The 22,045-nt window shown below is 64.9% G+C and carries 17 protein-coding genes; 3 read left to right on the forward strand and 14 right to left on the reverse strand.

Annotation, left to right across the window (positions count from 1 at the left end; genetic code table 11):
* Positions 1 to 188 precede the first annotated feature (188 nt).
* From AC1ZQA_RS09025 to AC1ZQA_RS09085, 13 genes are all read right to left on the reverse strand, one after another.
* Positions 189 to 1,775 (reverse strand): GMC family oxidoreductase, encoded by a 1,587-nt coding sequence (locus AC1ZQA_RS09025; RefSeq protein ID WP_482676641.1) that lies wholly within the window; start codon positions 1,773 to 1,775, stop codon positions 189 to 191.
* Positions 1,776 to 1,792: 17 nt separating this feature from the next.
* Positions 1,793 to 2,689 (reverse strand): spherulation-specific family 4 protein, encoded by an 897-nt coding sequence (locus AC1ZQA_RS09030; protein ID WP_482676642.1) that lies wholly within the window; start codon positions 2,687 to 2,689, stop codon positions 1,793 to 1,795.
* Positions 2,690 to 2,726: 37 nt separating this feature from the next.
* Positions 2,727 to 3,629: a DMT family transporter gene (locus AC1ZQA_RS09035; RefSeq protein ID WP_482676643.1), complete on the reverse strand. Its 903-nt coding sequence runs from the start codon at positions 3,627 to 3,629 to the stop codon at positions 2,727 to 2,729.
* Positions 3,630 to 3,668: 39 nt separating this feature from the next.
* Entirely contained in the window at positions 3,669 to 5,495 is a 1,827-nt protein-coding gene (gene typA, locus AC1ZQA_RS09040; protein WP_482676644.1) for a translational GTPase TypA, read from the reverse strand.
* Positions 5,492 to 6,508 carry a tRNA pseudouridine(55) synthase TruB gene (gene truB, locus AC1ZQA_RS09045; RefSeq protein ID WP_482676645.1) on the reverse strand — a complete coding sequence of 339 codons (1,017 nt, stop codon included), beginning with the start codon at positions 6,506 to 6,508 and terminating at the stop codon, positions 5,492 to 5,494. Before truB ends, typA begins: the two co-directional genes overlap by 4 nt.
* 33 nt (positions 6,509 to 6,541) lie before the next feature.
* The gene (gene rbfA, locus AC1ZQA_RS09050) at positions 6,542 to 6,904 is read right to left on the reverse strand and encodes a 30S ribosome-binding factor RbfA (protein ID WP_482676646.1); all 363 of its coding nucleotides are present in this window, start codon (positions 6,902 to 6,904) and stop codon (positions 6,542 to 6,544) included.
* Between the two features lie 19 nt (positions 6,905 to 6,923).
* The gene (gene infB / locus AC1ZQA_RS09055) at positions 6,924 to 9,839 is read right to left on the reverse strand and encodes a translation initiation factor IF-2 (RefSeq protein ID WP_482676647.1); all 2,916 of its coding nucleotides are present in this window, start codon (positions 9,837 to 9,839) and stop codon (positions 6,924 to 6,926) included.
* Positions 9,840 to 9,912: 73 nt separating this feature from the next.
* Positions 9,913 to 11,391: a transcription termination factor NusA gene (nusA, locus tag AC1ZQA_RS09060; protein ID WP_482676648.1), complete on the reverse strand. Its 1,479-nt coding sequence runs from the start codon at positions 11,389 to 11,391 to the stop codon at positions 9,913 to 9,915.
* On the reverse strand, positions 11,388 to 11,960 hold the full coding sequence (gene rimP, locus AC1ZQA_RS09065) for a ribosome maturation factor RimP (RefSeq protein WP_482676649.1): 573 nt from the start codon (positions 11,958 to 11,960) through the stop codon (positions 11,388 to 11,390). The genes nusA and rimP overlap by 4 nt, the downstream gene beginning before the upstream one ends.
* Positions 11,961 to 12,331: 371 nt before the next feature.
* A complete protein-coding gene (locus tag AC1ZQA_RS09070; protein ID WP_482676650.1) occupies positions 12,332 to 13,945 on the reverse strand; it encodes an ABC transporter ATP-binding protein in 1,614 nt (537 codons plus the stop codon).
* Positions 13,942 to 15,009 (reverse strand): ABC transporter permease, encoded by a 1,068-nt coding sequence (locus AC1ZQA_RS09075; RefSeq protein ID WP_482676651.1) that lies wholly within the window; start codon positions 15,007 to 15,009, stop codon positions 13,942 to 13,944. The genes AC1ZQA_RS09070 and AC1ZQA_RS09075 overlap by 4 nt, the downstream gene beginning before the upstream one ends.
* Positions 15,006 to 16,064 (reverse strand): microcin C ABC transporter permease YejB, encoded by a 1,059-nt coding sequence (locus tag AC1ZQA_RS09080; RefSeq protein WP_482676652.1) that lies wholly within the window; start codon positions 16,062 to 16,064, stop codon positions 15,006 to 15,008. Before AC1ZQA_RS09080 ends, AC1ZQA_RS09075 begins: the two co-directional genes overlap by 4 nt.
* Positions 16,065 to 16,161: 97 nt before the next feature.
* Positions 16,162 to 18,012, reverse strand: a complete 1,851-nt coding sequence (locus tag AC1ZQA_RS09085; protein WP_482676653.1) for an extracellular solute-binding protein — start codon at positions 18,010 to 18,012, stop codon at positions 16,162 to 16,164.
* A gap of 56 nt (positions 18,013 to 18,068) precedes the next feature.
* Between AC1ZQA_RS09085 and fabI the strand changes: the two genes are divergently transcribed.
* The 3 genes from fabI (at position 18,069) to AC1ZQA_RS09100 (ending at position 21,479) form a co-directional block, all read left to right on the forward strand.
* Positions 18,069 to 18,878 carry an enoyl-ACP reductase FabI gene (fabI, locus tag AC1ZQA_RS09090; RefSeq protein WP_482676654.1) on the forward strand — a complete coding sequence of 270 codons (810 nt, stop codon included), beginning with the start codon at positions 18,069 to 18,071 and terminating at the stop codon, positions 18,876 to 18,878.
* Positions 18,879 to 18,930: 52 nt separating this feature from the next.
* Positions 18,931 to 19,767: a hypothetical protein gene (locus AC1ZQA_RS09095; protein WP_482676655.1), complete on the forward strand. Its 837-nt coding sequence runs from the start codon at positions 18,931 to 18,933 to the stop codon at positions 19,765 to 19,767.
* Positions 19,768 to 19,838: 71 nt separating this feature from the next.
* Positions 19,839 to 21,479, forward strand: coding sequence for a 3-(methylthio)propionyl-CoA ligase (locus AC1ZQA_RS09100; protein WP_482676656.1), 1,641 nt, complete (start codon positions 19,839 to 19,841; stop codon positions 21,477 to 21,479).
* A 34-nt stretch (positions 21,480 to 21,513) separates the two neighbouring features.
* Here the strand turns inward: AC1ZQA_RS09100 and AC1ZQA_RS09105 are convergent, their stop codons facing one another.
* Complete coding sequence (locus AC1ZQA_RS09105) at positions 21,514 to 22,038, reverse strand: helical membrane plugin domain-containing protein (RefSeq protein ID WP_482676657.1); 525 nt, start codon at positions 22,036 to 22,038, stop codon at positions 21,514 to 21,516.
* Positions 22,039 to 22,045: the final 7 nt, after the last annotated feature.

A 22,045-nucleotide genomic window follows, 5' to 3' on the forward strand; every position in this document is an offset into this window, starting at 1 on the left:
CGCAGTGAATCGACATTAACAACCATCCATGATGGCGATTCTGCAACGGGCGCCTGAAATCGTGCTGTGAAATTTTTGGCAGTTTCCACGAATCGCGGTCATTCGAGAAAGGCTTGCGGAATTGTTCTCAATCCGCTGTGACAGGTCTATCCCCGAGCCCGGGCGATCCCCCCAATTCAAAGGGGCTGTCAGGTCTTCGCGCCCACCCATTGACTTGCCTGGAGACCGATCATCATGGTGGCAGCATTGGTATTGCCACTCAGAACCTCGGGCATGATGGAGGCATCGGCGACGCGCAACCCAGCAATGCCGCGCACACGCAGATGTGGGTCGACCACACTGTCGGCGTCCTGCCCCATGCGGCAACTGCCCACCGGGTGATAGACGGTTTCAGCCTTCTGGCGCAGGAACTCGATGATCTCGGCCTCGGAGCTGACGTGTTGCCCAGGGAAAATCTCTGGCCCACGCCATGGCTGGAATGCCGACTGCCCCAGGATTGCACGCGAAACGCGCACAGCCTCGACCATGCGCTGCAAGTCAAATCCGTCCTGGTCCGAGAGGTAGTTGGCGAAGATGCGCGGATGCACAGTGGGATCGGCATTGCGCAGGCGAATCTGGCCTCGGCTTCTCGGATGGAGCACACAGGCATGCAGGGTGTAGCCATACCCAGGCAGGCGTCCCCGGCCGTGGTCATCCAGCAAGGCGGGCACGAAATGAAATTGCAGATCGCACCGGTCGTCTGTGGCGTAGCGCGAGCGCATGAAGCCACCGCCTTCCGCCGCGTTCGAGGTGCCGATTCCTTGCCGCGTCAGCCAGAATTGCAGGCCCGCTGCCAGTACGCTGACTTTGTCGTAGGTGATGGGCTGGGTGCAGGTCGTCAGCGTGCAGATGTCGAGATGATCCTGCAGGTTCTCTCCAACGGACGGCAGATGGTGCGCAAGGGGGACGCCTATCTCGCGCAGATGGTCTGCCGGGCCAACTCCGGAAAGCAACAGTAAGTGCGGCGAATTGATCGCTCCCCCGCAGAGAACAACCTCTCCCGCCTCGATGCGGCGGGATGCGCCACCGCGGGTGCGCACCTGAACGCCGATCGCGCGCGCGTTGTCGATGAGGACGCGCTCGGTCAGGGTCTGTGTCCAGACGGTCAGGTTGGGCCGATGGCGCACCGGAGCCAGAAAGGCGGCTGCACTGGAGTGGCGCAGACCGCCTTGCTGCGTCACCTGATAGAGCCCAACCCCGGTCTGAGCAGCGCCGTTGAAATCCGGGTTGCGATCGAGGCCGAAGGACACTCCGGCGTCGATGAAGGCGTCGGTCAGCACGCTGTGGTGCCGCAGGTCGCTGACTCCAAGCTCGCCGCTGCTTCCATGAAAGGCGTTTGCACCGCGCGTGTTGCGCTCCATCGTGCGAAACAGCGGCAGCACCGCCTCCCAGGACCAGGCTGGCTCGCCGGTGGCTTCTGCCCAGCGGTCATAGTCCTGGGGGGCGCCGCGCACATAGCACATGGCATTGATGGCGCTGGACCCACCCAGCACCTTGCCGCGTGGCCACCACAAGCGGCGGTTGTTCAACTGGGGCTCGGGCTCGGTGGTGTAGCCCCAATTGAAGCGCTTGTGTCCCGCCAGCTTGGCAATGCCGGCCGGCATGCGGATATAGGGATGCCAGTCCGATCCGCCGGCTTCGATCAGCAGCACCCGGCACGCCGGGTTGGCGCTGAGGCGGTTTGCCAGCACGCATCCTGCTGACCCCGCACCGACGATGATGATGTCGAACTGCATGGCACCATCAGTGGAACTCAGTTGAGGGTCTGATTCAAGGTCTGAATTGTCTGAATCAGGCTGGAATATTCTGTGCTGAGGTTCGCCCAGGGGTCGGTGCCATTGCCCTGATCGGTGAGATCCACAAAGCCCACGCCCTGTTGGAACAGACGGGTCAGCGCAGCGGTCTGGGTCTGCGGCAAATTGCCAATACCCAGAGCCAGATAGGCAAACTTGCTGGGGGCATAACTGCTCAGGGCGAGTGGAACAGGAGACAGATTCAGGTCGGCGCTCTCATGCATCACCGTGATGTCTGCTGCGTTGGCAATCGACACAGCGGGATAAGTCCCTGGATTGATCGCCACCAGGGCCGACTTGCCGCTGGCGGGCAGGATGTTCTGCCTCACCACAGCGGCAGCAGCGGAGTAGTAAGCCGCCAGCCCCGCCTGGTTGGACACTTCGTCAAAGAACACCCCATCCACGCCATAGCACTGTGCATAGGTCTGCACGTCCTGGCTGACGAGTGCCGGGTCGCGCAGTCCATAGAGCGTGTGGACATAACCCAGCACGGTCACCCCCGCCTGATGCAATTGCGCGATGCCCTGCTGAAACGCGCTGAGAGTGACCGACGGCGGGGTGGTACAGGCGACCGGGCCATTGCTCGGGTTGACAACCGCAATGGTTGGCACCAAGGCAGCATTTGCTGCAACAGTGGTCCATGCCGGATTGGGTGATGTGGTGCGCGTGGGACCGCTGCCGCTGCTCACCAGCGGATAGCCATACAGGGGAATGAGCACCCCCATCGGGGTGATGCGCTGGAGCGCAACTGTCGGCGATTGGGTGTTCGGCGCTGCGGTGGCCGGTTGAGCATTGGCTGGACTGGCCGCCGTGACAGCAGTGCTTGCACCGCCACCCCCGCAGGCAGAAAGCAGCATGCTTGCCACAAGGGCAACGCCCCAGAGGAATCTCGTTTCATGCATCGACCCGCACTCCCTGACGCGTACTGCGCCAACCGAACAGTTCATTTCCCGCTAGCGCCGAAAGCACGAGCACTCCGCCGATCAGCGTACCGCTGCTCGGTTGCTCACCCGCGCCAATCCAGGCCCAGAAAATGCCGAACACAATTTCGAGCAGGCCGAGCAGGCCCACCTCGGCCGGAGCCAGACGCTGCGCCGCCCAGACGGCCAGAAGCCCAGGCAGAGCCAGTTGAAACACGCCCAAGAAAGCCAGCCACAGCAGATCGTGCAAATCCACGCGCACCGGCCATGCGGGCAACACCACCACCAGAACCGAGAACACGGCACCGAGCATCACGGCGGCCTGCATCGGCACCTGGGCTCCAGCGCGCCGCAGACTCACCCAGTTGGCCGCTGCACTGAATGGCACCGCCAGTGCCACGAGAAGACCCAGCAATTGTGTGGAGCCGCTGAGGTGATGCAGATTTTGCCAGACGATCCAGCCCATGCCGAACAGCGCAAGAGCGATCGCCACCCAGGTGCGCCCGGGCAAGACCTGACGCAGGACGAGCCAGCCCAGCACCGCGGCAATCAACGGACTGAGACTCTCCGCGATCAGGGTTTGCGCCACCGTGGTGAGGGTCAGCGCAACCATGAAGGCAGTGAACATCACCCCCCAGAGCACGGCCGAGAGCCACAGCAGCCCGGACGCCTGTTGCACATCACGCGCCAGCACACACGGCCCCTGCCGCCAGAGCAGCCAGGCCAGCACACCGAGGGCGGCAAAACTGCTGCGCCAGAACACCAGACCGAGTCCGTCCTGGTGATGCAGGTGGCGCGTGACCACGCCTGCGACACTCCACAGCAGCGTGGCACCGATCATGGCGAACACGGCGCGCGAATGCGTTGCGGCAGCCATGCTGGGCAGCAGCGTTCAGCAGCAGATCAGGTCGAACGCTCAGGCTGAACGCCCAGCGCGTTTGCGCTCCTGTTCGGTGAGGTAGCGCTTGCGCAGTCGCACGCTCTTGGGGGTGATTTCCACCAGTTCGTCGTCCTCGATGAACTCGACGCCGTATTCCAGGTTGAGGTCGATCGGCGGCGTGATCTTGATCGCATCTTCCTTGCCGGAGACGCGAAAGTTGGTGAGCTGCTTGGTGCGGGTGGCGTTGACCACCAGATCGTTGTCGCGGCTGTGAATGCCCACGATCATGCCTTCATACACCGGATCGCCCGCCTTGACGAACATGCGGCCGCGGTCATCGAGCTTGCCCAGGGCGTAGGTGAAGATTTCACCATCGTCCATCGAGATGAGCACGCCGTTCTTGCGCCCGGCGATCTCGCCCTTGTGCGGCTCGTAGCCATCGAAGATATTGGAGATCAGGCCGGAACCACGGGTCAGGTTGAGGAATTCGTTGGTGAAACCAATCAGACCGCGCGCCGGAATGCGGTATTCCAGTCGCACACGACCACGGCCATCCGGCTCCATGTTGACCAGTTCACCCTTGCGCTCGCCCAGCGCCTGCATCACACCACCCTGATGCTGCTCTTCGATGTCGGCCGTCACCAGCTCGATCGGCTCATGGCGCACGCCGTTCACGTCCTTGAACACCACGCGGGGTTTGGACACGGCCAGCTCATAGCCTTCGCGGCGCATGTTTTCCAGCAGGATGGTCAGATGCAATTCGCCGCGGCCCATCACCTCGAACACGCCGTCCTCGTCGGTCTCCTTGACGCGCAAGGCCACGTTGGATTGCAACTCCTTCTGCAGTCGATCCCAGATCTGGCGACTGGTGACATATTTGCCTTCGCGTCCCGCCAGCGGGCTGGTGTTGACGCAGAAATTCATGGTCAGCGTGGGTTCGTCCACCTTCAGCATGGGCAGGGGCGTGGGATTGAGCGGGTCGGTCAGGGTCACGCCAATGCCGATATCGGCAATGCCGTTGACCAGCACGATGTCGCCCGGACCGGCCTCGGTCACCTGCACACGGTCGAGACCCTGGAAAGTCAGCACCTGATTGACCCGGCCCTTGTAGGACGCGCCCTCAGGGCCTTCCATCACCAGCACATCCATGCCGGGCTTGACGGTGCCGGCATTGATGCGACCCACGCCGATGCGGCCCACGAAATTGTTGTAGTCGAGTGCAGAGATCTGCAGCTGCAGAGGCGCTGCCGGATCGCCGCTGTGGGGCGGCACATGCTTGAGAATGGTGTTGAACAGCGCCGACATGTCCGGCCCCCACTGCTCACCCGGCGCACCTTCTTCCAGAGAGGTCCAGCCGTTGATGCCCGAGGCATAGACCACAGGAAAATCGAGCTGCTCGTCAGTGGCGCCCAGCTTGTCGAACAGGTCGAACGCGGCATTCACCACGGCATCCGGCTTGGCGCCCGGCTTGTCGACCTTGTTGACCACGACGATGGGCTTGAGGCCCAGCGCCAGCGCCTTCTTGGTGACGAAGCGCGTCTGCGGCATCGGGCCTTCCTGCGCGTCGATCAGCAGCACGACGCCATCCACCATGCTCAGGGCGCGCTCGACCTCGCCGCCGAAGTCCGCGTGGCCCGGGGTGTCGACGATGTTGATGTGCGTGCCCTCCCAGCTCACCGCACAGTTCTTCGCCAGAATGGTGATGCCACGCTCGCGTTCGATCGCGTTGTTGTCCATCACCGTGTCCACGACTTTCTCGTGCTCGGCGAAGGTGCCCGACTGGCGCAGCAGTTGGTCCACCATGGTGGTCTTGCCATGGTCGACGTGGGCGATGATGGCGATATTGCGAATGGATTTGCTCATGGTGTTGCGTCCTGATGGATCAATTGGGTTCGGAGTTGTGAAATCGGGGGCCATGCCTGCGGCACAACCGGGGTGGAGAGTTCATCGGCGCAAAGCAGACGACGCGGCGCCAGCACGTTGCCGTCCCAGGCGCCGAGACCCAGCAGCACGGCGGACTGGCCCTCGGCGAGCGGGCCATACACCCGCACATCCTCGCCTCGGTCCGCGTGCGCCGGAACAGGCAGGCCGCTGAGACGTCCGCCATGCAGAAACCTCTGTGCCTGCACGGCATCGAGAGTCTGTCGCGGCAAAGCCTGCAGCAGCGCGTCGGGCGGCAGCAGCCTGTCGCACAGCGCCGACTTTCCCATCGCTTCGGCCGCCTCCAGACCCAGCGCCTGCGACAGCGCAAAACCACCGCTGGCGGTCCGGGTGAGCGCAGCCAGATGCGCGCCACAGCCTAACGCGTCACCGATGTCACGCGCCAGCGCGCGGATGTAGGTGCCCTTGCCACAGTGCACGTCGAGGGTGAGCCTGCCGTCCTGCAGGGCCAGCACCTCGATGGAAAAAATCTGCACCGAGCGCGGCGCGATCTCGATGGCCTCTCCTGCGCGGGCGTAGGCATAGAGCGGCTTGCCCTCGCGCTTGAGCGCGCTGTAGATCGGGGGAGTCTGCAGAATGGCGCCGATGAAGCGGGGCAGCACGGCATCGACCTGGCTGCGCTCCACCTGCACTGGCTGTTGTGCCGTCACGACCTCGCCCTCCGCATCATCGGTTGTGGTGCGCACGCCAAGCTGCAGCACGGCGGTGTAGCGCTTGTCCGCTTCGAGATGGCGCTGGGCGAACTTGGTCGCCGCGCCGAAGCACAACATCAGCAGCCCATCAGCCAGCGGATCGAGCGTGCCACCGTGCCCGGCCTTGGCCGCACGCAGCACACGGCGCACGCGGAACAGGGCTTGTTGCGAGGTCAGGCCGCGCGGCTTGTCGAGTAACAGCACGCCGTTGACCGCCTCCCAGGGCGTTTTGTTGGAATTCATCGTGGTGGTACAACCCGCGCGCGCCGCGCCGGGTCAGTCGTCTTTGGCCTGTTGCGACAAGGCCTGGCGGATCAGCCCGTCCATCTCCGCCGCCTTTTCGGTGGTGGGATCGAACAGGAAATGCAGCGTGGGCACGGTGTGGATCTGCAGGCGCTTGAACAGCAGGCTGTGCAGGTAGCCTGCCTTGTCGCTGAGCAACTGGCGCGCAGTTTCCGGCTCGGCACCGATCACACTGAAATACACCTTGGCATGGGCGTAGTCCGGCGTGAGCTGCACATCGGTGAGGGTCACCAGGCCGAGCTGCGGGTTGCGCAGCTCGCGCTGGATCAACTCCGCCAGATCGCGCTGGATCTGATCGGCGATGCGCTGGGTACGGTTGGGCGTTGCGCGCTTCATCTCGGTCTGGCCGTTGCCCTTACAGGGTCCGCGCCACTTCCTTGATCTCGAAGACTTCGAGCTGATCGCCCACTTCGATGTCCTGGAAGTTCTTCAGTGACAGACCGCACTCGAAGCCTTCCTTGACCTCGCGCGCATCGTCCTTGAAGCGCTTGAGCGAGTCGAGCTCGCCGGTGTGGATGACCACGTTGTTGCGCAGCACGCGCACCTGCGCCGAACGCCGCACCAGCCCGGAAAGCACCATGCAGCCAGCCACCGCGCCCACCTTGGGAATGCGGAACACCTGACGAATCTCGACGAGACCCAGGGTCTCCTCTTTCTTGTCCGGTGTGAGCATGCCCGACATGGCTGCCTTGATCTCGTCCACCGCTTCGTAAATGATGTTGTAGTAGCGGATGTCGATGCCGTTGTTCTCGGCCAGCTTGCGCGCGCCCGCATCGGCTCGGGTGTTGAAACCGATGATCACGGCATTCGACGCGATCGCCAGATTGACGTCGCTTTCGGATATGCCGCCCACAGCCGCGTGGACCACCTGCACCTTGATCTCGGACGTCGAGAGCTTGGTCAGCGCGTGGATCAGCGCCTCCTGCGAACCCTGCACGTCGGCCTTGATGATGAGCGGCAGGTTCTGCGCACCTTCGTTCAATTGCTCGAACATGTTTTCGAGCTTGGCAGCTTGTTGGCGGGCCAGCTTGACGTCTCGGTACTTGCCCTGGCGGAACAGCGCGATTTCGCGCGCCTTGCGCTCGTCGAGCAACACCATGATCTCCTCACCCGCGCTGGGCACCTCGGTCAACCCCTGGATTTCCACCGGGATGGACGGCCCGGCCTCGGTCACAGCCTTGCCCACTTCGTCGAGCATGGCGCGCACCCGCCCGTAGGACGAGCCTGCGAGCACCACGTCACCGCGCTTGAGCGTGCCCGACTGCACCAGAATGGTCGCCACGGGGCCACGCCCCTTGTCCAGGCGCGATTCGATCACCAGTCCCTTGGCCGGCGCGTCGATCGGCGCCTTGAGCTCCAGCACCTCGGCCTGCAGCAGAATCTGCTCCAGCAATTCATCGACGCCCTGCCCGGTCTTGGCAGAAACCGGCACGAAGGGCGAATCGCCGCCGTATTCCTCGGGCACAACGCCCTCGGCAATCAGTTCCTGCCGCACCCGATCGGGGTTGGCGCCCGATTTGTCGATCTTGTTGAGCGCCACCACGATCGGCACGCCGGCCGCCTTGGCATGGGCGATGGCCTCCTTGGTCTGGGGCATGACGCCATCGTCGGCCGCGACCACCAGAATCACGATGTCGGTCGCCTTGGCACCGCGTGCCCGCATGGCGGTAAACGCCTCGTGACCCGGCGTGTCGAGGAAGGTGATGATGCCGCGCGGGGTTTCGACGTGGTACGCCCCGATGTGCTGGGTGATGCCGCCGGCTTCACCCGCCGCCACCTTGGCGCGACGGATGTAGTCGAGCAGTGAGGTCTTGCCGTGATCGACGTGCCCCATGACGGTGACGACTGGCGCGCGCGGCAGCTGCTCCGCATTGGAGTGCGCGGCTTCGCCGTCTTCGGTGAGAAAGTTTTCAGGATCGTCGAGCTTGGCCGCGATCGCCTTGTGACCCAGCTCCTCGACCACGATCATGGCGGTTTCCTGATCGAGCACCTGATTGATGGTCACCATCTGGCCGAGTTTCATCAGGCTCTTGATCACTTCCGCCGCCTTGACCGACATCTTGTGCGCCAGTTCAGCCACGGTGATGGTCTCGGGGACATGCACCTCGCGCACGATCATCTCCGCGGGTGCGGCCTGCACCTGCTGCTCGCCACCACGGTCGTTGCGCCCACCGCGGCGGCCTGCGGCCACCTTGGGGCCCCGCCAGCCGCCGGGACTGCCGGTCGGATTGCCGCGCGGCTTGATGGCGGCGCCACGCTTCTTCGCGGCATCGTCCGCCCACGACGAGGACAGCTTCTCGGATTTGACCTGTTTGTCGTCCTTCTTCGCTGCACCGGCGCCCGGCGTGGTTGCTGCACCAGCGGGCTTCGCCGTGCCTGCGGCAGGCTTGTGAATCGTGCCTTTGATGGTGCCGCTCGCCGGGGCCGCCTCGGTGGTCTTCGGCGCAGGCTTCTCCGCCCGCAGCACCGTGCGCGGTCGCGCCATCATGTCGCGAATCGCGGCAGCCTCGGCCTCTGCGGCGGAACGACGCTTTTGAATCTGCGCAAGCTTGGCCGCCTCTTCGGCGTCCTGCTTCTTCTGCGCGGCGATGCGCTCGCTCGCTGCCTTGGCCTGGGTTGCGGCGGCCTCACTGGCCTGCTGCGCTGCCTTGTCGGCCTCTTGCGACTGCTCGGAAGTCACCTGGGTCGCCTGCGCGTCGGCTGACACGGTCACGGCCTGTGCCGCCTTGGCAGCCTGTGCCTCCCGCATTTCACGCTCGGCCTGCTCGCGTGCCTGCTGCTCGCGCAATTCCTGGGCGGCCCGGCGTTCCTGCTCGGCCGCGCGCTGCGCAGCCAGTTCTTCGGCCTGACGCGCCAGCAGATCGGCCTGGCGCTGCGCCTCGGCTTCGCGCCGCTGGAGTTCTGCGTCATCAATGACGGCCTCTGCCGCCTCGGCAGGTGCATGCGCCTCGGTTGCGGGCGCCGTCTCGTCACGCTTGACGAACACGCGCTTCTTGCGGACTTCCACATGGATGGTGCGCGCCTTGCCCGTGGCGTCTGCCTGCTTGATTTCGCTGGTCTGCTTGCGCGTCAGGGTGATTTTCTTTCGCTCGCCGCTGGCCGCGCCTCCGTGCGTGGCGCGCAGGTAGTCGAGCAAGCGGGCCTTATCGCCCTCGCTGATGACATCGTCCGCAGCACGCGGCCCGACACCCGCCTGTTGCAGTTGCTCCTGCAAGAGGGTCAGGGGTTTGCCGAGTTCTGCTGCGAGTTGTGCGACGGTATGACTGGCCATTGATGGTGTGTCCTAGGTACGGCTTGAATCGTGTGAAGGCGGGCTGTGGAGCGCTTGAATCGTGGAACACCCGTCAGGCGTTGAACCAGTGCGCGCGCGCCTTCAGAATGAGATCGGCGGCGCGGGCGTCGTCGGCGTGAAGAATGGCTGCAAGTTCGTCGGTGGCGAGGTCACCGAGATCGTCGAGCGTGAGCACTCCGGCCTCGGCAAGCAGCGCCAGATCATCGGTGCTCAGCCCGTCGAGCGCTTTCAGTCCCGCGTCCATTTCGTCCAGCTTCTGTTCGCGCGCGATTTCCTGCGTGAGCAGGGCGTTGCGGGCGCGCTCGCGCAGTTCGTTGACCGTGTCCTCGTCGAAGGCTTCGATCTCGAGCATTTCATTGATCGGCACATAGGCCAGTTCTTCCAGGCTGGTGAAACCCTCGGCGATGAGAATGTCAGCCACTTCCTGATCGACGTCGAGTTTTTCGACGAACAGGCGGCGCATGCCTTCGGCCTCCTGTGTGAGGCGGGCGTCGGACTCTTCCGCGCTGAGAATATTGATCTTCCAGCCTGTCAGTTCGGACGCCAGGCGCACATTCTGTCCGGTGCGCCCGATGGCCAGCGCAAGGTTTTCCTCGTCGACCGCCACATCCATCGCATGCTTTTCTTCGTCCACCACAATGGATGACACATTGGCGGGAGCCAGCGCACCGATGACGAACTGCGCCGGGTCTTCCGACCACAGCACGATGTCCACCCGCTCGCCCCCGAGTTCATTGGTCACGGCGGTGACGCGCGAGCCACGGATGCCCACGCAGGTGCCGATGGGATCGACCCGGCGGTCGTGTGAAATCACGGCAATCTTGGCGCGCACACCCGGCTCACGGGCGCAGGACTTGATTTCCAGCAGCCCCTGCTCGATCTCCGGGACTTCCATGCGGAACAGTTCGATCATGAATTCGGGCGCGGTCCGCGAAATCTCGATCTGCGGCCCGCGCGCGGTACGGTCGATCTTGGTGATCACGGCGCGCACCCGGTCGCCGACACGCAGATTTTCCTTCGGGATCAGATCGCCGCGGCGCAACCGGGCATCGACCTTGCCGGATTCGACGATCACATCGCCCTTGTCCAGCCGCTTGACCGTGCCATTGAAAATCTTGTCGTTGCGCGCCAGGAAATCGTTGAGAATCTGCTCGCGCTCGGCATCACGGATCTTTTGCAGGATGACCTGCTTGGCCGCCTGCGCGCCGATCCGGCCGAAGGCGATGCTCTCGATCGGCTCCTCGATGTAGTCACCCACCTCGATGTCCGGGATCTGCTCGCGGGCCTCGAACAACAGGATTTCGCTGTCCGGCTGTTGCAGCCCGGCTTCGTCCGGGACCACGTGCCAGCGGCGGAAGCTCTCGTATTCGCCAGTGTCGCGGTCGATCTGGACCCGCACGTCGGCCTCGCCTTCGTACAGGCGCTTGGTGGCAGAAGCCAAAGCGGCCTCGACGGCACCGAATACCACGTCGCGATCGACGTTCTTTTCACGCGCCAGGGCATCCACCAGCATCAAAATCTCGCGACTCATTTTCGACCACTCCCAAAATCGACAACAGGCACGAGGCGCACATCGCGCACCTCGGCCAGACTGAAATTCATGACGGACTGCGCGTCTTCTGCGTCCGGATTCACCCCGTCGGCCAAACGCGCGGCCTTCGCCTTCTTCCTGCTGGCCGCACCCGGCTTGCCCTTGGCCTGGGTGGTCGGCTCAGGCGCTGACAACACCACGGAAAATCGTCCCTGCGCATCACCCTCTGCGGTTTCGAGCAGTACGCCGCGATATTTTTTTCGTCCCTGGAACGGCACCCGCAGCACGATGTCGATTTCCGACCCGGCGAAGCGAACAAAGTCCTGCGGCTTGCGCAGCGGCCGGTCCAGCCCCGGCGACGACACTTCGAGGCGTCCGTAATCGACGTTTTCCACCTCGAACACATACTGCAACTGACGCGTCACCCGTTCACAATCCTCGACCGTGACCGGCGCGCCGTCGGTGTGGTCGATGGTGACGCGCAGCAAGCCGCGCGGAAGGTGTTCCACCTCCACGAGTTCCAGCCCAAGACTGGCGACCGCCGTTTCAATAGCCTGTGTTGCACTCATGCCTGTTCAAACCACTCCGCCTGCATCATCAACCGCCCACCGCCAAAAACGCGCAAAAAAAAAGGGCGATGATGTCGCCCAGTTGGTGCTCTTTGCCGCGTCGGGGCATTGTTGCCCCGCAGCATAAAAAACCTACTCCATCGTCCTCAGCATCTTCACCACCTCGGACAGCACCGATCTGTCCGCGCAGCGATCAACGCAACGATCAAAATAGGCATTTTTGTGCCTTGTAAACCACGACCAAGCGACTGCTCTTCTTTTTCACGCTTTCATTCCTGCTGCACATCTCTGCCGCATTTCTGCTGTTTTATTGCTGTCAGCGAAAAAGCGGATTGTATGAAAAACTTTGTGTTTTCGCAACAGCAGGACTCTCACAGTGCCGAAATGGCGAGATCCGACGCGGCGAGCAGCGCCTGCGTGTAGGGCTGCTGCGGCGCGTGCAGCACCGTCTCCACCGGTCCCTGTTCGACCACCCGTCCCTGGTGCAGGACCAGCACGCGGTGCGCCAGCGCGGCGATCACCGCCAGATCGTGACTGATCAGCACATAGGCCAGGCCATGCCGACGCTGCAGCGCGGCGAGCATTTCCAGCACCTGCTGCTGCACCGACACGTCGAGCGCGCTGGTCGGTTCGTCGAGGATGAGGATGTTCGGCTCGAGGATCAGCGCACGGGCGATCGCAATGCGCTGGCGCTGTCCACCCGAAAATGCATGGGGATAGCGCTGCATTTCGGCGCGCGACAGCGGCAGCCCGACTTCGGCCAGCATGTCCTGCGCGCGCTGCTGACGCTGCGCCGCGCCGAGGTCGGGGCGGTGGATTTCGAGCCCCTCCTCGACGATCTGCGCGACGGTGCGCCGCGGCGACAGGCTGGAAAACGGGTCCTGGAACACGATCTGTGCCCGTGCGCGCAATGCGCGCAACGCCTTGGGGTCGAGCGTGGCGGGGTCGCTGCCGAGCAGCTCGACCGCCCCGTCCTGCCTGCGCAGCAGCCCGAGCAGCGCCAGCGCCAGGGTGGATTTGCCGCTGCCCGACTCGCCCACCACACCCAGCGTCTGCTGTGCCGGCAGTTCGAGCGACACCTCCTGCAGCACCGGGTGCCAGCGCTTGCGCAAAAATCCCGCACTCTGCGCAAAGCGCACATCCAGATCGCGCGCGCGCAGCACCGGGGCTTGTTGCGGCGCGTCGGTCGCCGCCGCCGACACCAGACGTCGCGGGCGGCTTTGCAGCAGCATGCGGGTGTACGGGTGTTGCGGCGCGTCGAACACCGCATCCACCCTGCCAGCTTCCACCACCCTGCCCTGCTGCATCACCGCAACCCGGTGGGCGTAGCGGCGCACCAGGTGCAGATCGTGGGTGATGAACAGCAGCGCGAGCCCGTATTCGGCCTGCAGCGCATCGAGCAGGTCGAGAATCTGGTGCCGCACGGTCACGTCCAGCGCGGTGGTCGGCTCGTCGGCGAGCAACAGCCGCGGGCGACAGGCCAGCGCCATGGCAATCATCACCCGCTGCCGCTGGCCGCCCGAGAGCTGGTGCGGATAGTCGAGCGCGCGCCGCGCCGGATCGGCAATGCCCATTTGCGCCAGCAGTTCCACCGCACGCGCCCATGCGGCGCGGCGGGGCAGCGCCTCGTGCAGCTCCAGCACCTCGGCGATCTGCCGCCCCACCGGGTGCAGCGGGTTGAGCGCGGTCATCGGCTCCTGGAAGATCATCGCGATGTCCCTGCCGCGCAGCGCACGCATCTGCCGCTCGCTCAAGCTGCCGAGATCGCGGCCGTCGAACTGCACACTGCCGCTGACTTGCGCGCCGTCGAGCAGGCGCAGCAGGGCCAGCGCGGAAACGGTCTTGCCCGAGCCCGATTCCCCGACGAGGGCGACCTTTTCTCCGGCGGCGATGTCCAGATCGACCCCCTGCACCACGGTCTGCGCGCCAAAGCGCACGCGCAGATCGCGCACCCGCAGCAGAGGCTCTGCCGTCTGGCCACTCATCTGGCAAGCGCTCCAGACTGCCTCGGATCGAGCGCGTCGCGCAGCGCCTCGCCGATGAAGGTCAGCAGCAGCAAAATGGTCACCAGCGCACCGAAGGCCGCTGCCGAAATCCACCACGCATCGAGGTTGGCCTTGCCCTGCGCGAGCAACTCGCCCAGGCTGGGCGTGGGCGGCGGCACGCCCAGGCCGAGAAAGTCCAGGCTGGTCAGCGCCAGCAGCGCGCCGCTCATACGAAACGGCAAAAACGTCACCACGGGCGTCAGACTGTTGGGCAGGATGTGCCGCCACATGACGCGCCCGTGCGACAGGCCGAGCGCCTGCGCCGCGCGCACATAGTCCATCTGCCGGTTGCGCAGGAATTCGGCGCGCACATAGTCGGCCAGACCCATCCAGCCAAACAGCGACAGCAAAATGAGCAGCAGCGCCAGCCCTGGCGCGAACACCGCGGAAAAGATGATCAGCAGGTAAAGCTCCGGCATCGCCCCCCAGACCTCCATGACGCGCTGCACTGTCAGATCGATGCGCCCGCCGAAATAGCCCTGCACCGCGCCGATCAGCAGCCCCAGCGCGGTGCCGGTGACGGTGAGCGCCAGCGCGAACAGGACCGAGAGCCGAAAGCCATAGATCAGCCGCGCGAGCACGTCGCGGCCGCGGTCGTCCGTGCCCAGCCAGTGCCGCGCCGACGGCGAGGACGGAAACGGCCGCTGCGCGAAGTAGTCGATGGTGTCGGGGCCATAGGGAATCGGCGGGTAGATCGCGAAGTTGCCAGGTGCAGACAGCCGGGCGCGGATGTAGGGGTCGAGATAGTCGGTCGGGGTGTGGAAATCGCCGCCGAAAGTGGTTTCGGGATAGTCGTGCAGCAGCGGCAGGTAGAACCGCCCGTCATACCGCACCAGCAGCGGCTTGTCGTTGCTCAGCACAGGAGCCAGCAGGCTCAGGCCGAACAGCAGGGCAAACAGCCACAGACTCCAACGCCCCAGGCGATGCGCCTTGAACCGCGCCCAGCCCTGCGACCAAAACGGATGGCGCGGCGCAGGCACCGATGCCGGCAGGATTGCGCTCACCGCAGCGCTCCGAACTGAATGCGCGGATCGACCCAGACATAGCTCAAGTCGGCGGCCAGCTTGGTGAACAGACCGATCAGGGTGAACAGATACAGCGACCCCATGACCACCGGATAGTCGCGCCGCATCACCGCCTCATACGACAGCAAGCCAAGCCCGGGCAGCGAAAACAGCGTTTCGATCAGCAGTGAGCTGGCGAAGAACGCGCCGATGAACGCCGCCGGAAACCCGGTGACCAGGGGAATGAGCGCGTTGCGCAGCACATGCCGCCACAGCACGGTGCGCTCGCTCAATCCCTTGGCGCGCGCGGTCAGCACGTACTGCTTACGGATTTCCTCGAGAAACGCGTTTTTGGTCAGCATGGTGATGACCGCAAAGCTGCCGGCGGTGGACGCGACCACCGGCAGGGTGATGTGCCAGAGATAGTCGGTGATCTTGTGCCAGAGCGAGAACTGCGACCAGCCGTCCGACACCAGCCCGCGCAGCGGAAACCATTGCAGCCAGGTGCCGCCGGCAAACAGCACCAGCAGCAGCACGCCGAGCACGAATCCCGGAATGGCATACCCCACGAGCACGGCGATGCTGGTGGCCACGTCGAACCGGCTGCCATGTCGCACCGCCTTGGCGATGCCCAGCGGAATCGAGATCAGGTAGGTCAGCAGGAAATTCCACATCCCCAGCGAGATCGACACCGGCAGCCGCTCCTTGATCAGCGTCCACACCGCCTCGTGGTGGTAGTAGCTGCGCCCCAGGTCGAAATGTGCGAACTGCCACAGCATGTCCAAATAACGCTGCAGCGGCGGCTTGTCGAAGCCGTAGAGCTGGCGCAGCTCGGCAAGCTGCTTGGGCGAAATGCCCTGCGCGCCGCGATAGATGCCCTGCGCGGTCGCCGCCTCGCCCGCCGTGCCGCCGTCCTTGCCACGCAGCTGCGACACCATCTGTTCCACCGGCCCGCCCGGGACGAACTGCACCACGACGAAGGTGAGGGTCAGCACGCCCAGCAGCGTGGGAATCATCAGCAGCACGCGCTTGAGGATGTAGGCCCAGAGGTTCATGCGTGCTCCCTTGTCGCCACTGTGATGGAGAACCACCCCGCCGCAGGGCCGCCCCAAGGCGGGGTGCAGCGCAGGCGAAGCTGGAGCGTGAGGGCTTTCATACAGCCCACCAGCACTGCACCGCCCAGGACTCGGGCTGGTAGTACAGCGGCAGAGTCTTCGGCCAGGCGAACTTGTGCGCGGCGATCGCGACGCGGAAGGTGTCGCTGTACCACTGCGGCACCGAATACCAGCCGCACACCAGCACGCGGTCGAGCGCGCGGCACGCGGCCTGCAGCTCGTGCATCGTGGTGGCCGCGACGACTTTTTCGATCAGCGCGTCCACCGCCGGGTCGCGCAGCCCCCAGACATTGTCCGACCCCTGCACCCCGGCGGCGCGCGAGCCGAAGCGGTCGAACAATTCGTTGCCCGGGCTGGTGCTGCCGCCGTAGCGGATGGTGGTCATGTCGAAATCGAAGGTATCCATGCGTTGCTGGTAGAGCGCAAAGTCCACCTGGCGGTAGTTCAGCGTGATGCCCAGCCGTTGCAGCGCCTGCGCGTACACCGAGATGATGCGCGACATCGCGCCCTGGGTGTCGAGGTAGTCGATCACCAGCGCCTGACCTTGCGCATTGCGCAGCGCGCCGTCGCGCCAGTGCCAACCGGCCTGCTCGAGCAGCGCGCGCGCCTTGAGCAGATTGGCGCGCAGACTGCCCGGCGGGTCGGAGCTGGGCATGCGCGGCAGCGCGCCAAACACGCAGGCCGGCAACTGCGCGCGCAGCGGGTCGAGCAACGCGAGTTCGTCCGCAGCGGGAGCGCCGTGCGCCTCGAACGGCGAATTGGCGAAATACCCCTCGATGCGCTTGTAGGCGCCGTAGAACAGCATGCGGTTGAGCCACTGGAAATCCAGCGCCAAAGCCAGCGCCCGCCGTAACCGCACGTCCTGGAACTGCGGCCGGCGCAGATTGACGACGAATCCCTGAAACCCGGCCGGGTTGTGATTGGGCAGCTCGAGCTTGACGAGCGCGCCGCTGTCGAACCCTGGGCCGCGGTATTGCCGCGCCCAGTTGCGCGCGATGAATTCCTGCAGCAGGTCGAACTCGCCCGCCTTGAACGCCTCCAGCCGCGCGGTGCCGTCGAGGTAGAGCTTGTAGGTGATTTCGGCAAGGTTGAACTGGCCACGACGCGTGGGCAGCTGCCAGCCCCAGTAATCGGCGCGGCGCGCGTAAGTGATGTCGCGCTGCTGCGAGGTGCGCGCGATGCGGTACGGGCCGCTGGCGATCGGCGCGTCGATCACACTGCTGAACGCGCGCCCCGCCGCCCATTTGGGAGAGAACACCGGCAGCCCAGCAAGCAGCAGCGGCAACTCGTGGTTGCGTCGCTTGAAGGTAAAGCGCACATGGCGCGCATCCGGCGCCAAGACCTGCGCGACATCGGCGTAGAGGCTGGCGAACTGCGGCGCGGCCTCGCTGCTGGTGAGGGTGGTGAAGCTGTAGACCACGTCGTGCGCGGTGACCGCATCGCCGTTGGAAAACCGCGCGCGGGAGTCGAGCCGGAACTGCACCGACAAGCCGTCGGCAGCCACGGCGATGTCTTCGGCGAGCAGCCCGTACATGGTGTTGGGCTCGTCCCAGCTCGGGGTCATCAGGCTTTCGAACACCAGGGTGTTCAGCCCCGGCGCGGCATTGCCCTTGAGGGTGAAGGGGTTGAGCTTGTCGAAACTGCCACCCACGGTCGGCGGGGTGAGCACCAGACTGCCGCCCACCGGCGCCTGCGGGTTGACATAGTCGAAATGGGTGAAACCCGGCGGATACTTCGGCTGGTCGTACAGCGCGTAGGCGGGATGCTCCGGCGGATTGGCCCTGACGTCTGCGAATGCAAACAAGCCCATCGGCAGACTTTGCAGCAGACGGCGGCGGGCGACAGACAGCGGACGAGACAGGGCATGGGCCATGCGAGAATTCTGCATGACTTGCCGCAGCCCTGCGGCAGCCCTGCAAGACATCCTCACGAAAGCGCCCCATCATGGCATTCCTCCAAGGCAAACGCATTCTCATCACCGGCCTGCTGTCCAACCGCTCCATCGCCTACGGCATCGCCCAGGCCTGCCGCCGCGAGGGCGCCGAACTGGCCTTTACCTATGTGGGCGAACGCTTCAAGCAACGCATCACCGATTTCGCCGCCGAGTTCGGCAGCAGCCTGGTGTTCGAGTGCGATGTGAGCAGCGACGACCAGATCGACGCGACCTTCCGCGATCTGGCCAGTCACTGGCCGCAGCTCGACGGTCTGGTGCATTCCATCGGCTTCGCGCCGCGCGAGGCGATTGCCGGGGATTTCATGGACGGCCTGTCGCGCGAGGGCTTCCGCGTCGCGCACGACATCTCGGCGTATTCCTTTCCGGCGCTGGCCAAGGCCGCTCTGCCGCTGCTGAGCAAGTCGGTCGAGGCTGGCAACATGCCGTCGCTGATCACCATGACCTATCTCGGCGCCGAGCGCGTGGTACCCAACTACAACACCATGGGTGTGGCCAAGGCCGCGCTCGAAGCCACGGTGCGGTTCATGGCCGAGTCGCTCGGGCCGCGCGGCATGCGGGTCAACGGCGTGAGCGCCGGGCCGATCAAGACCCTGGCGGCATCTGGCATTGCCGACTTCGGCAAGATGCTGAAGTTCAACGAGGCCAACGCCCCGCTGCGCCGCAATGTGGACACCGAGCAGGTCGGCAACGCCTCGGCATTTTTGCTGTCCGACCTGGCGGCTGGAATCACTGCGGAAATCCTGCATGTGGATGCCGGCATGCACGCCGTGGTCGGTGGCATGGCGGCGCTGGGCGATTAGGGCAACACTGAACAAGTCCCTTGCGCGCCGCGCAGGAGGTGGGATCGTGCGGATGAGATGCAACCCGCTGCACTGCGGCACCCTGGCCCTGGCGGCACTGCTGCTGTCTGCCTGCAGTCCGCGGCACGACGCCACCTCCATCGCGGCCACCACGGGAGTTCCCGACATCATGGTGGGCGCAACGGCCTACAGCCCGCAAAGGCCGACAGCGCAGGACGACACGGCAAGGCGGGTCGCCGTTGCGGCGCATGCTTTCGTGGCCAACTCGGCAGGCACCGATTCGCCAGTGCTGACCACGCCACCGCTTCCGGTGCCGCCAGACGCTTTGGTTCTGGTGCAGGCGCTCACCCAGACCCCGGCCACGCTGCAGGCCATCCACGACAGCTCCGGCAATGTCTACCGCCGCATCGGCGCGGTGCAGACCTATTCCGATCAGAAGGCGGGCAGCGTTCTGTACGTCAGCGAACACGTTCAGGGTGGTCCTGCGCTGACCTGGAGCCTGGTCAAGGCGCAGGGCCATGGTGCGGACGAAGCCAGCCTGTATGTCGTGGTGCTCAGCGGTGCCAGAGGCATCGGCGCCTGGGACTTCAGCAACACCGCGCCCTACGGTCTGCGCACCCCGTTGACCACCACGGCCGCGAACAGCGTGGTGGTGTCGTTCTGGGGGCCAGCAGACTACAGCGGTTCGGCGCGCGATCCGCTCAACCCCTATTTCGCCCCGCCGGGCTGGACGCTGGGCGGACAGAACGACAACGGCTACAACCAGTGCTCGGGTGCCTATGCCTGGATTCGAGTCGGCGCGGCGGGCACGGTGCTCGACCCGCAGTGGTCGTCGAAAAAAAGCGTCCGGGCCAACGGCTCGATGTGGCTGGTGGAAGCCCGGCCCTGAGCGCTGCGCCCGGCTGGCAAGGCAATGTCATCCGGTGTCACAATGCATTACCACAACAACAGGAGACTCCGATGCTGGGTTTGATGCAAGACCATCCACTGCTGATTTCCGGCCTGCTCGACTTTGCCGCGCGCTACCACGGTGATACCGAAATCGTCTCGCGCCGGGTGGAAGGCGATGTGCATCGCACCACCTATGCACAGGTGCAACGCCGCGCCGCGCAATGCGCCAATGCACTCGACGCCCTGGGACTGCAGGCGCAGGACAGGGTGGGCACGCTGGCGTGGAACGGCTATCGGCATTTCGAGCTGTACTACGGCGTATCGGGCAGCGAACGCATCCTGCACACCATCAACCCACGACTGCATCCCGATCAGATCGCCTGGATCGTGAACCATGCCGACGACCGCGTGGTGTGCTTCGATCTCAGCTTTGCGTCCATCATTTCGGCCATCGCCCCACGTTGCCCAGGGGTCGGGCACTGGGTTGCACTCTGCGCGCCAGAAGCCCTGCCGGCAGAGTTGTCCGCCCTGCCCGGCCTGCTCAGCTATGAAGCCCTGCTCGCTGCGCAGAGCGCGCAGTACACCTGGCCGGTGTTCGACGAGAACACCGCCTCCTCGCTTTGCTACACCAGCGGGACCACGGGCAATCCCAAGGGCGTGCTCTACAGCCACCGCTCCACGGTGCTGCATGCCTATGCCGCTGCGCTGCCGGATGTGATGAACCTGTCCGCGCGCGACAGCGTGCTGCCCGTGGTGCCCATGTTCCACGTCAACGCCTGGGGGGTGCCTTACGCTGCGGCGCTTACCGGAACCAAGCTGGTGTTTCCCGGGCCGGCGCTGGACGGCAAATCGCTGTTTGAATTGATGCAGGCCGAAGGCGTGACCCTGGCTGCTGGCGTGCCCACGGTCTGGCTTGGGCTGCTGAATTTCATGCGCGACAACGCGCTCAGGCTGCCCGCGCTGCAGCGCACCATCATCGGCGGTGCGGCGGCCGCCCCGGCGATGATCCGCGCGTTCGAAGAGGAACTGGGCATTCATGTGCTGCACGCCTGGGGCATGACCGAGATGAGCCCTCTGGGCACACTGTGCAGCCTGAAGAACAAGCACCTGGCACTGAGCAAGGAGGCGCAATTCGCCATTCAGGTCAAGCAGGGGCGGCCGATTTTTGGCGTGGACGTGCGCGTGGTGGATGGCAACGGCACTGATCTGCCCTGGGATGGCAAGAGCACCGGCAACCTGCTGGTGCGCGGCCCGTGGATCGCCAGCAACTATTACCGCAGCGACGACCCCAGCCCGCTGCATGACGGCTGGTTTCCGACTGGCGACGTGGTCAGCATCGATCCCGACGGCTACATCCAGATCACCGACCGCACCAAGGACGTGATCAAGTCGGGCGGGGAGTGGATCAGCTCGATCGAACTGGAAAACATCGCCATGGCGCACCCTGGCGTGGCCATGGCCGCGTGCATCGCCCGGCCCGACACGAAATGGGGCGAGCGCCCGTTGCTGGTCGTGGTGCGACGCGAGGGCAGCGCCCTCGACCGTGCCGAGCTGCTGCAGTTCTACCAGGGCAAGGTGGCCAAATGGATGATCCCGGACGACGTGGTGTTCGTCCCGGCCATTCCCCTGGGGGCCACGGGCAAGATGCTCAAGAACCGGCTGCGCGAGCAGCTTGCGCAGGCGACGCCCCCAGCGCAGCCAGGCGCCTGAACCCGCACACGACGGGCGCGCTCGGTGCGCGTGTTCAGTGCGCCTCTTTTGTGGTCGGCGTATTCAACGCCCCCGCCATGCGCGCCAGGGTCTGGATGCCGTGCTGCACTTCCCTGTCGCGCAGCATGTGCATCAAGCCGCCGAAGCCGCCGAGTGATTTGTCCGAGGCGCCCTGCGCCGCCTGGTCGATCACCGCGCTGATTTTGTCTGGCAGCTTGAGCATCTGAGTCATGGTGGAATTCAGATCGGTATCGCGCAAGCCTTCTGCCGCCAGGATGGCGTTGTCGCGCAATTGGCGCAGCGCCCCCACCTCGTACAAGGTCACCAGCGTGGCGAGCAGCTCGCGCACGGCGGGTAACAGCTTGGGGTCTTGCACGAGTTCGGTGAGAGTGAGCACCGCCTCGGTCATTTCTGCGCCGAGGTTCTTCACTGCGAAGCTGCCCAGTTCTTCCGCCTGGGCATACCGGTCGGCCATGCGGCCCAGCGCGGCCCATTGGGTGGCGCTGAGTTGCGGCGCTGCCGGTGCCAGCGCCGTGTTCGGGGTGTCGGTCATGTTCATCTTGGTC

The organism is Thiomonas sp. DCM-2 (assembly GCF_056820905.1).

Excerpts from the sequence above, each read along its gene's own strand:
- AC1ZQA_RS09080 (WP_482676652.1), bottom strand. The coding sequence starts at position 16,064 with ATGAACCTCTGGGCCTACATCCTCAAGCGCGTGCTGCTGATGATTCCC.
- fabI (WP_482676654.1), top strand. The coding sequence starts at position 18,069 with ATGGCATTCCTCCAAGGCAAACGCATTCTCATCACCGGCCTGCTGTCC.
- rimP (WP_482676649.1), bottom strand. The coding sequence starts at position 11,960 with ATGAGTGCAACACAGGCTATTGAAACGGCGGTCGCCAGTCTTGGGCTG.
- rbfA (WP_482676646.1), bottom strand. The coding sequence starts at position 6,904 with ATGAAGCGCGCAACGCCCAACCGTACCCAGCGCATCGCCGATCAGATC.
- nusA (WP_482676648.1), bottom strand. The coding sequence starts at position 11,391 with ATGAGTCGCGAGATTTTGATGCTGGTGGATGCCCTGGCGCGTGAAAAG.
- AC1ZQA_RS09070 (WP_482676650.1), bottom strand. The coding sequence starts at position 13,945 with ATGAGTGGCCAGACGGCAGAGCCTCTGCTGCGGGTGCGCGATCTGCGC.
- truB (WP_482676645.1), bottom strand. The coding sequence starts at position 6,508 with ATGAATTCCAACAAAACGCCCTGGGAGGCGGTCAACGGCGTGCTGTTA.
- AC1ZQA_RS09100 (WP_482676656.1), top strand. The coding sequence starts at position 19,839 with ATGCTGGGTTTGATGCAAGACCATCCACTGCTGATTTCCGGCCTGCTC.
- typA (WP_482676644.1), bottom strand. The coding sequence starts at position 5,495 with ATGAGCAAATCCATTCGCAATATCGCCATCATCGCCCACGTCGACCAT.
- AC1ZQA_RS09105 (WP_482676657.1), bottom strand. The coding sequence starts at position 22,038 with ATGAACATGACCGACACCCCGAACACGGCGCTGGCACCGGCAGCGCCG.
- AC1ZQA_RS09085 (WP_482676653.1), bottom strand. The coding sequence starts at position 18,012 with ATGCAGAATTCTCGCATGGCCCATGCCCTGTCTCGTCCGCTGTCTGTC.
- AC1ZQA_RS09095 (WP_482676655.1), top strand. The coding sequence starts at position 18,931 with ATGAGATGCAACCCGCTGCACTGCGGCACCCTGGCCCTGGCGGCACTG.
- infB (WP_482676647.1), bottom strand. The coding sequence starts at position 9,839 with ATGGCCAGTCATACCGTCGCACAACTCGCAGCAGAACTCGGCAAACCC.
- AC1ZQA_RS09025 (WP_482676641.1), bottom strand. The coding sequence starts at position 1,775 with ATGCAGTTCGACATCATCATCGTCGGTGCGGGGTCAGCAGGATGCGTG.
- AC1ZQA_RS09030 (WP_482676642.1), bottom strand. The coding sequence starts at position 2,689 with ATGCTGCTTTCTGCCTGCGGGGGTGGCGGTGCAAGCACTGCTGTCACG.
- AC1ZQA_RS09035 (WP_482676643.1), bottom strand. The coding sequence starts at position 3,629 with ATGGCTGCCGCAACGCATTCGCGCGCCGTGTTCGCCATGATCGGTGCC.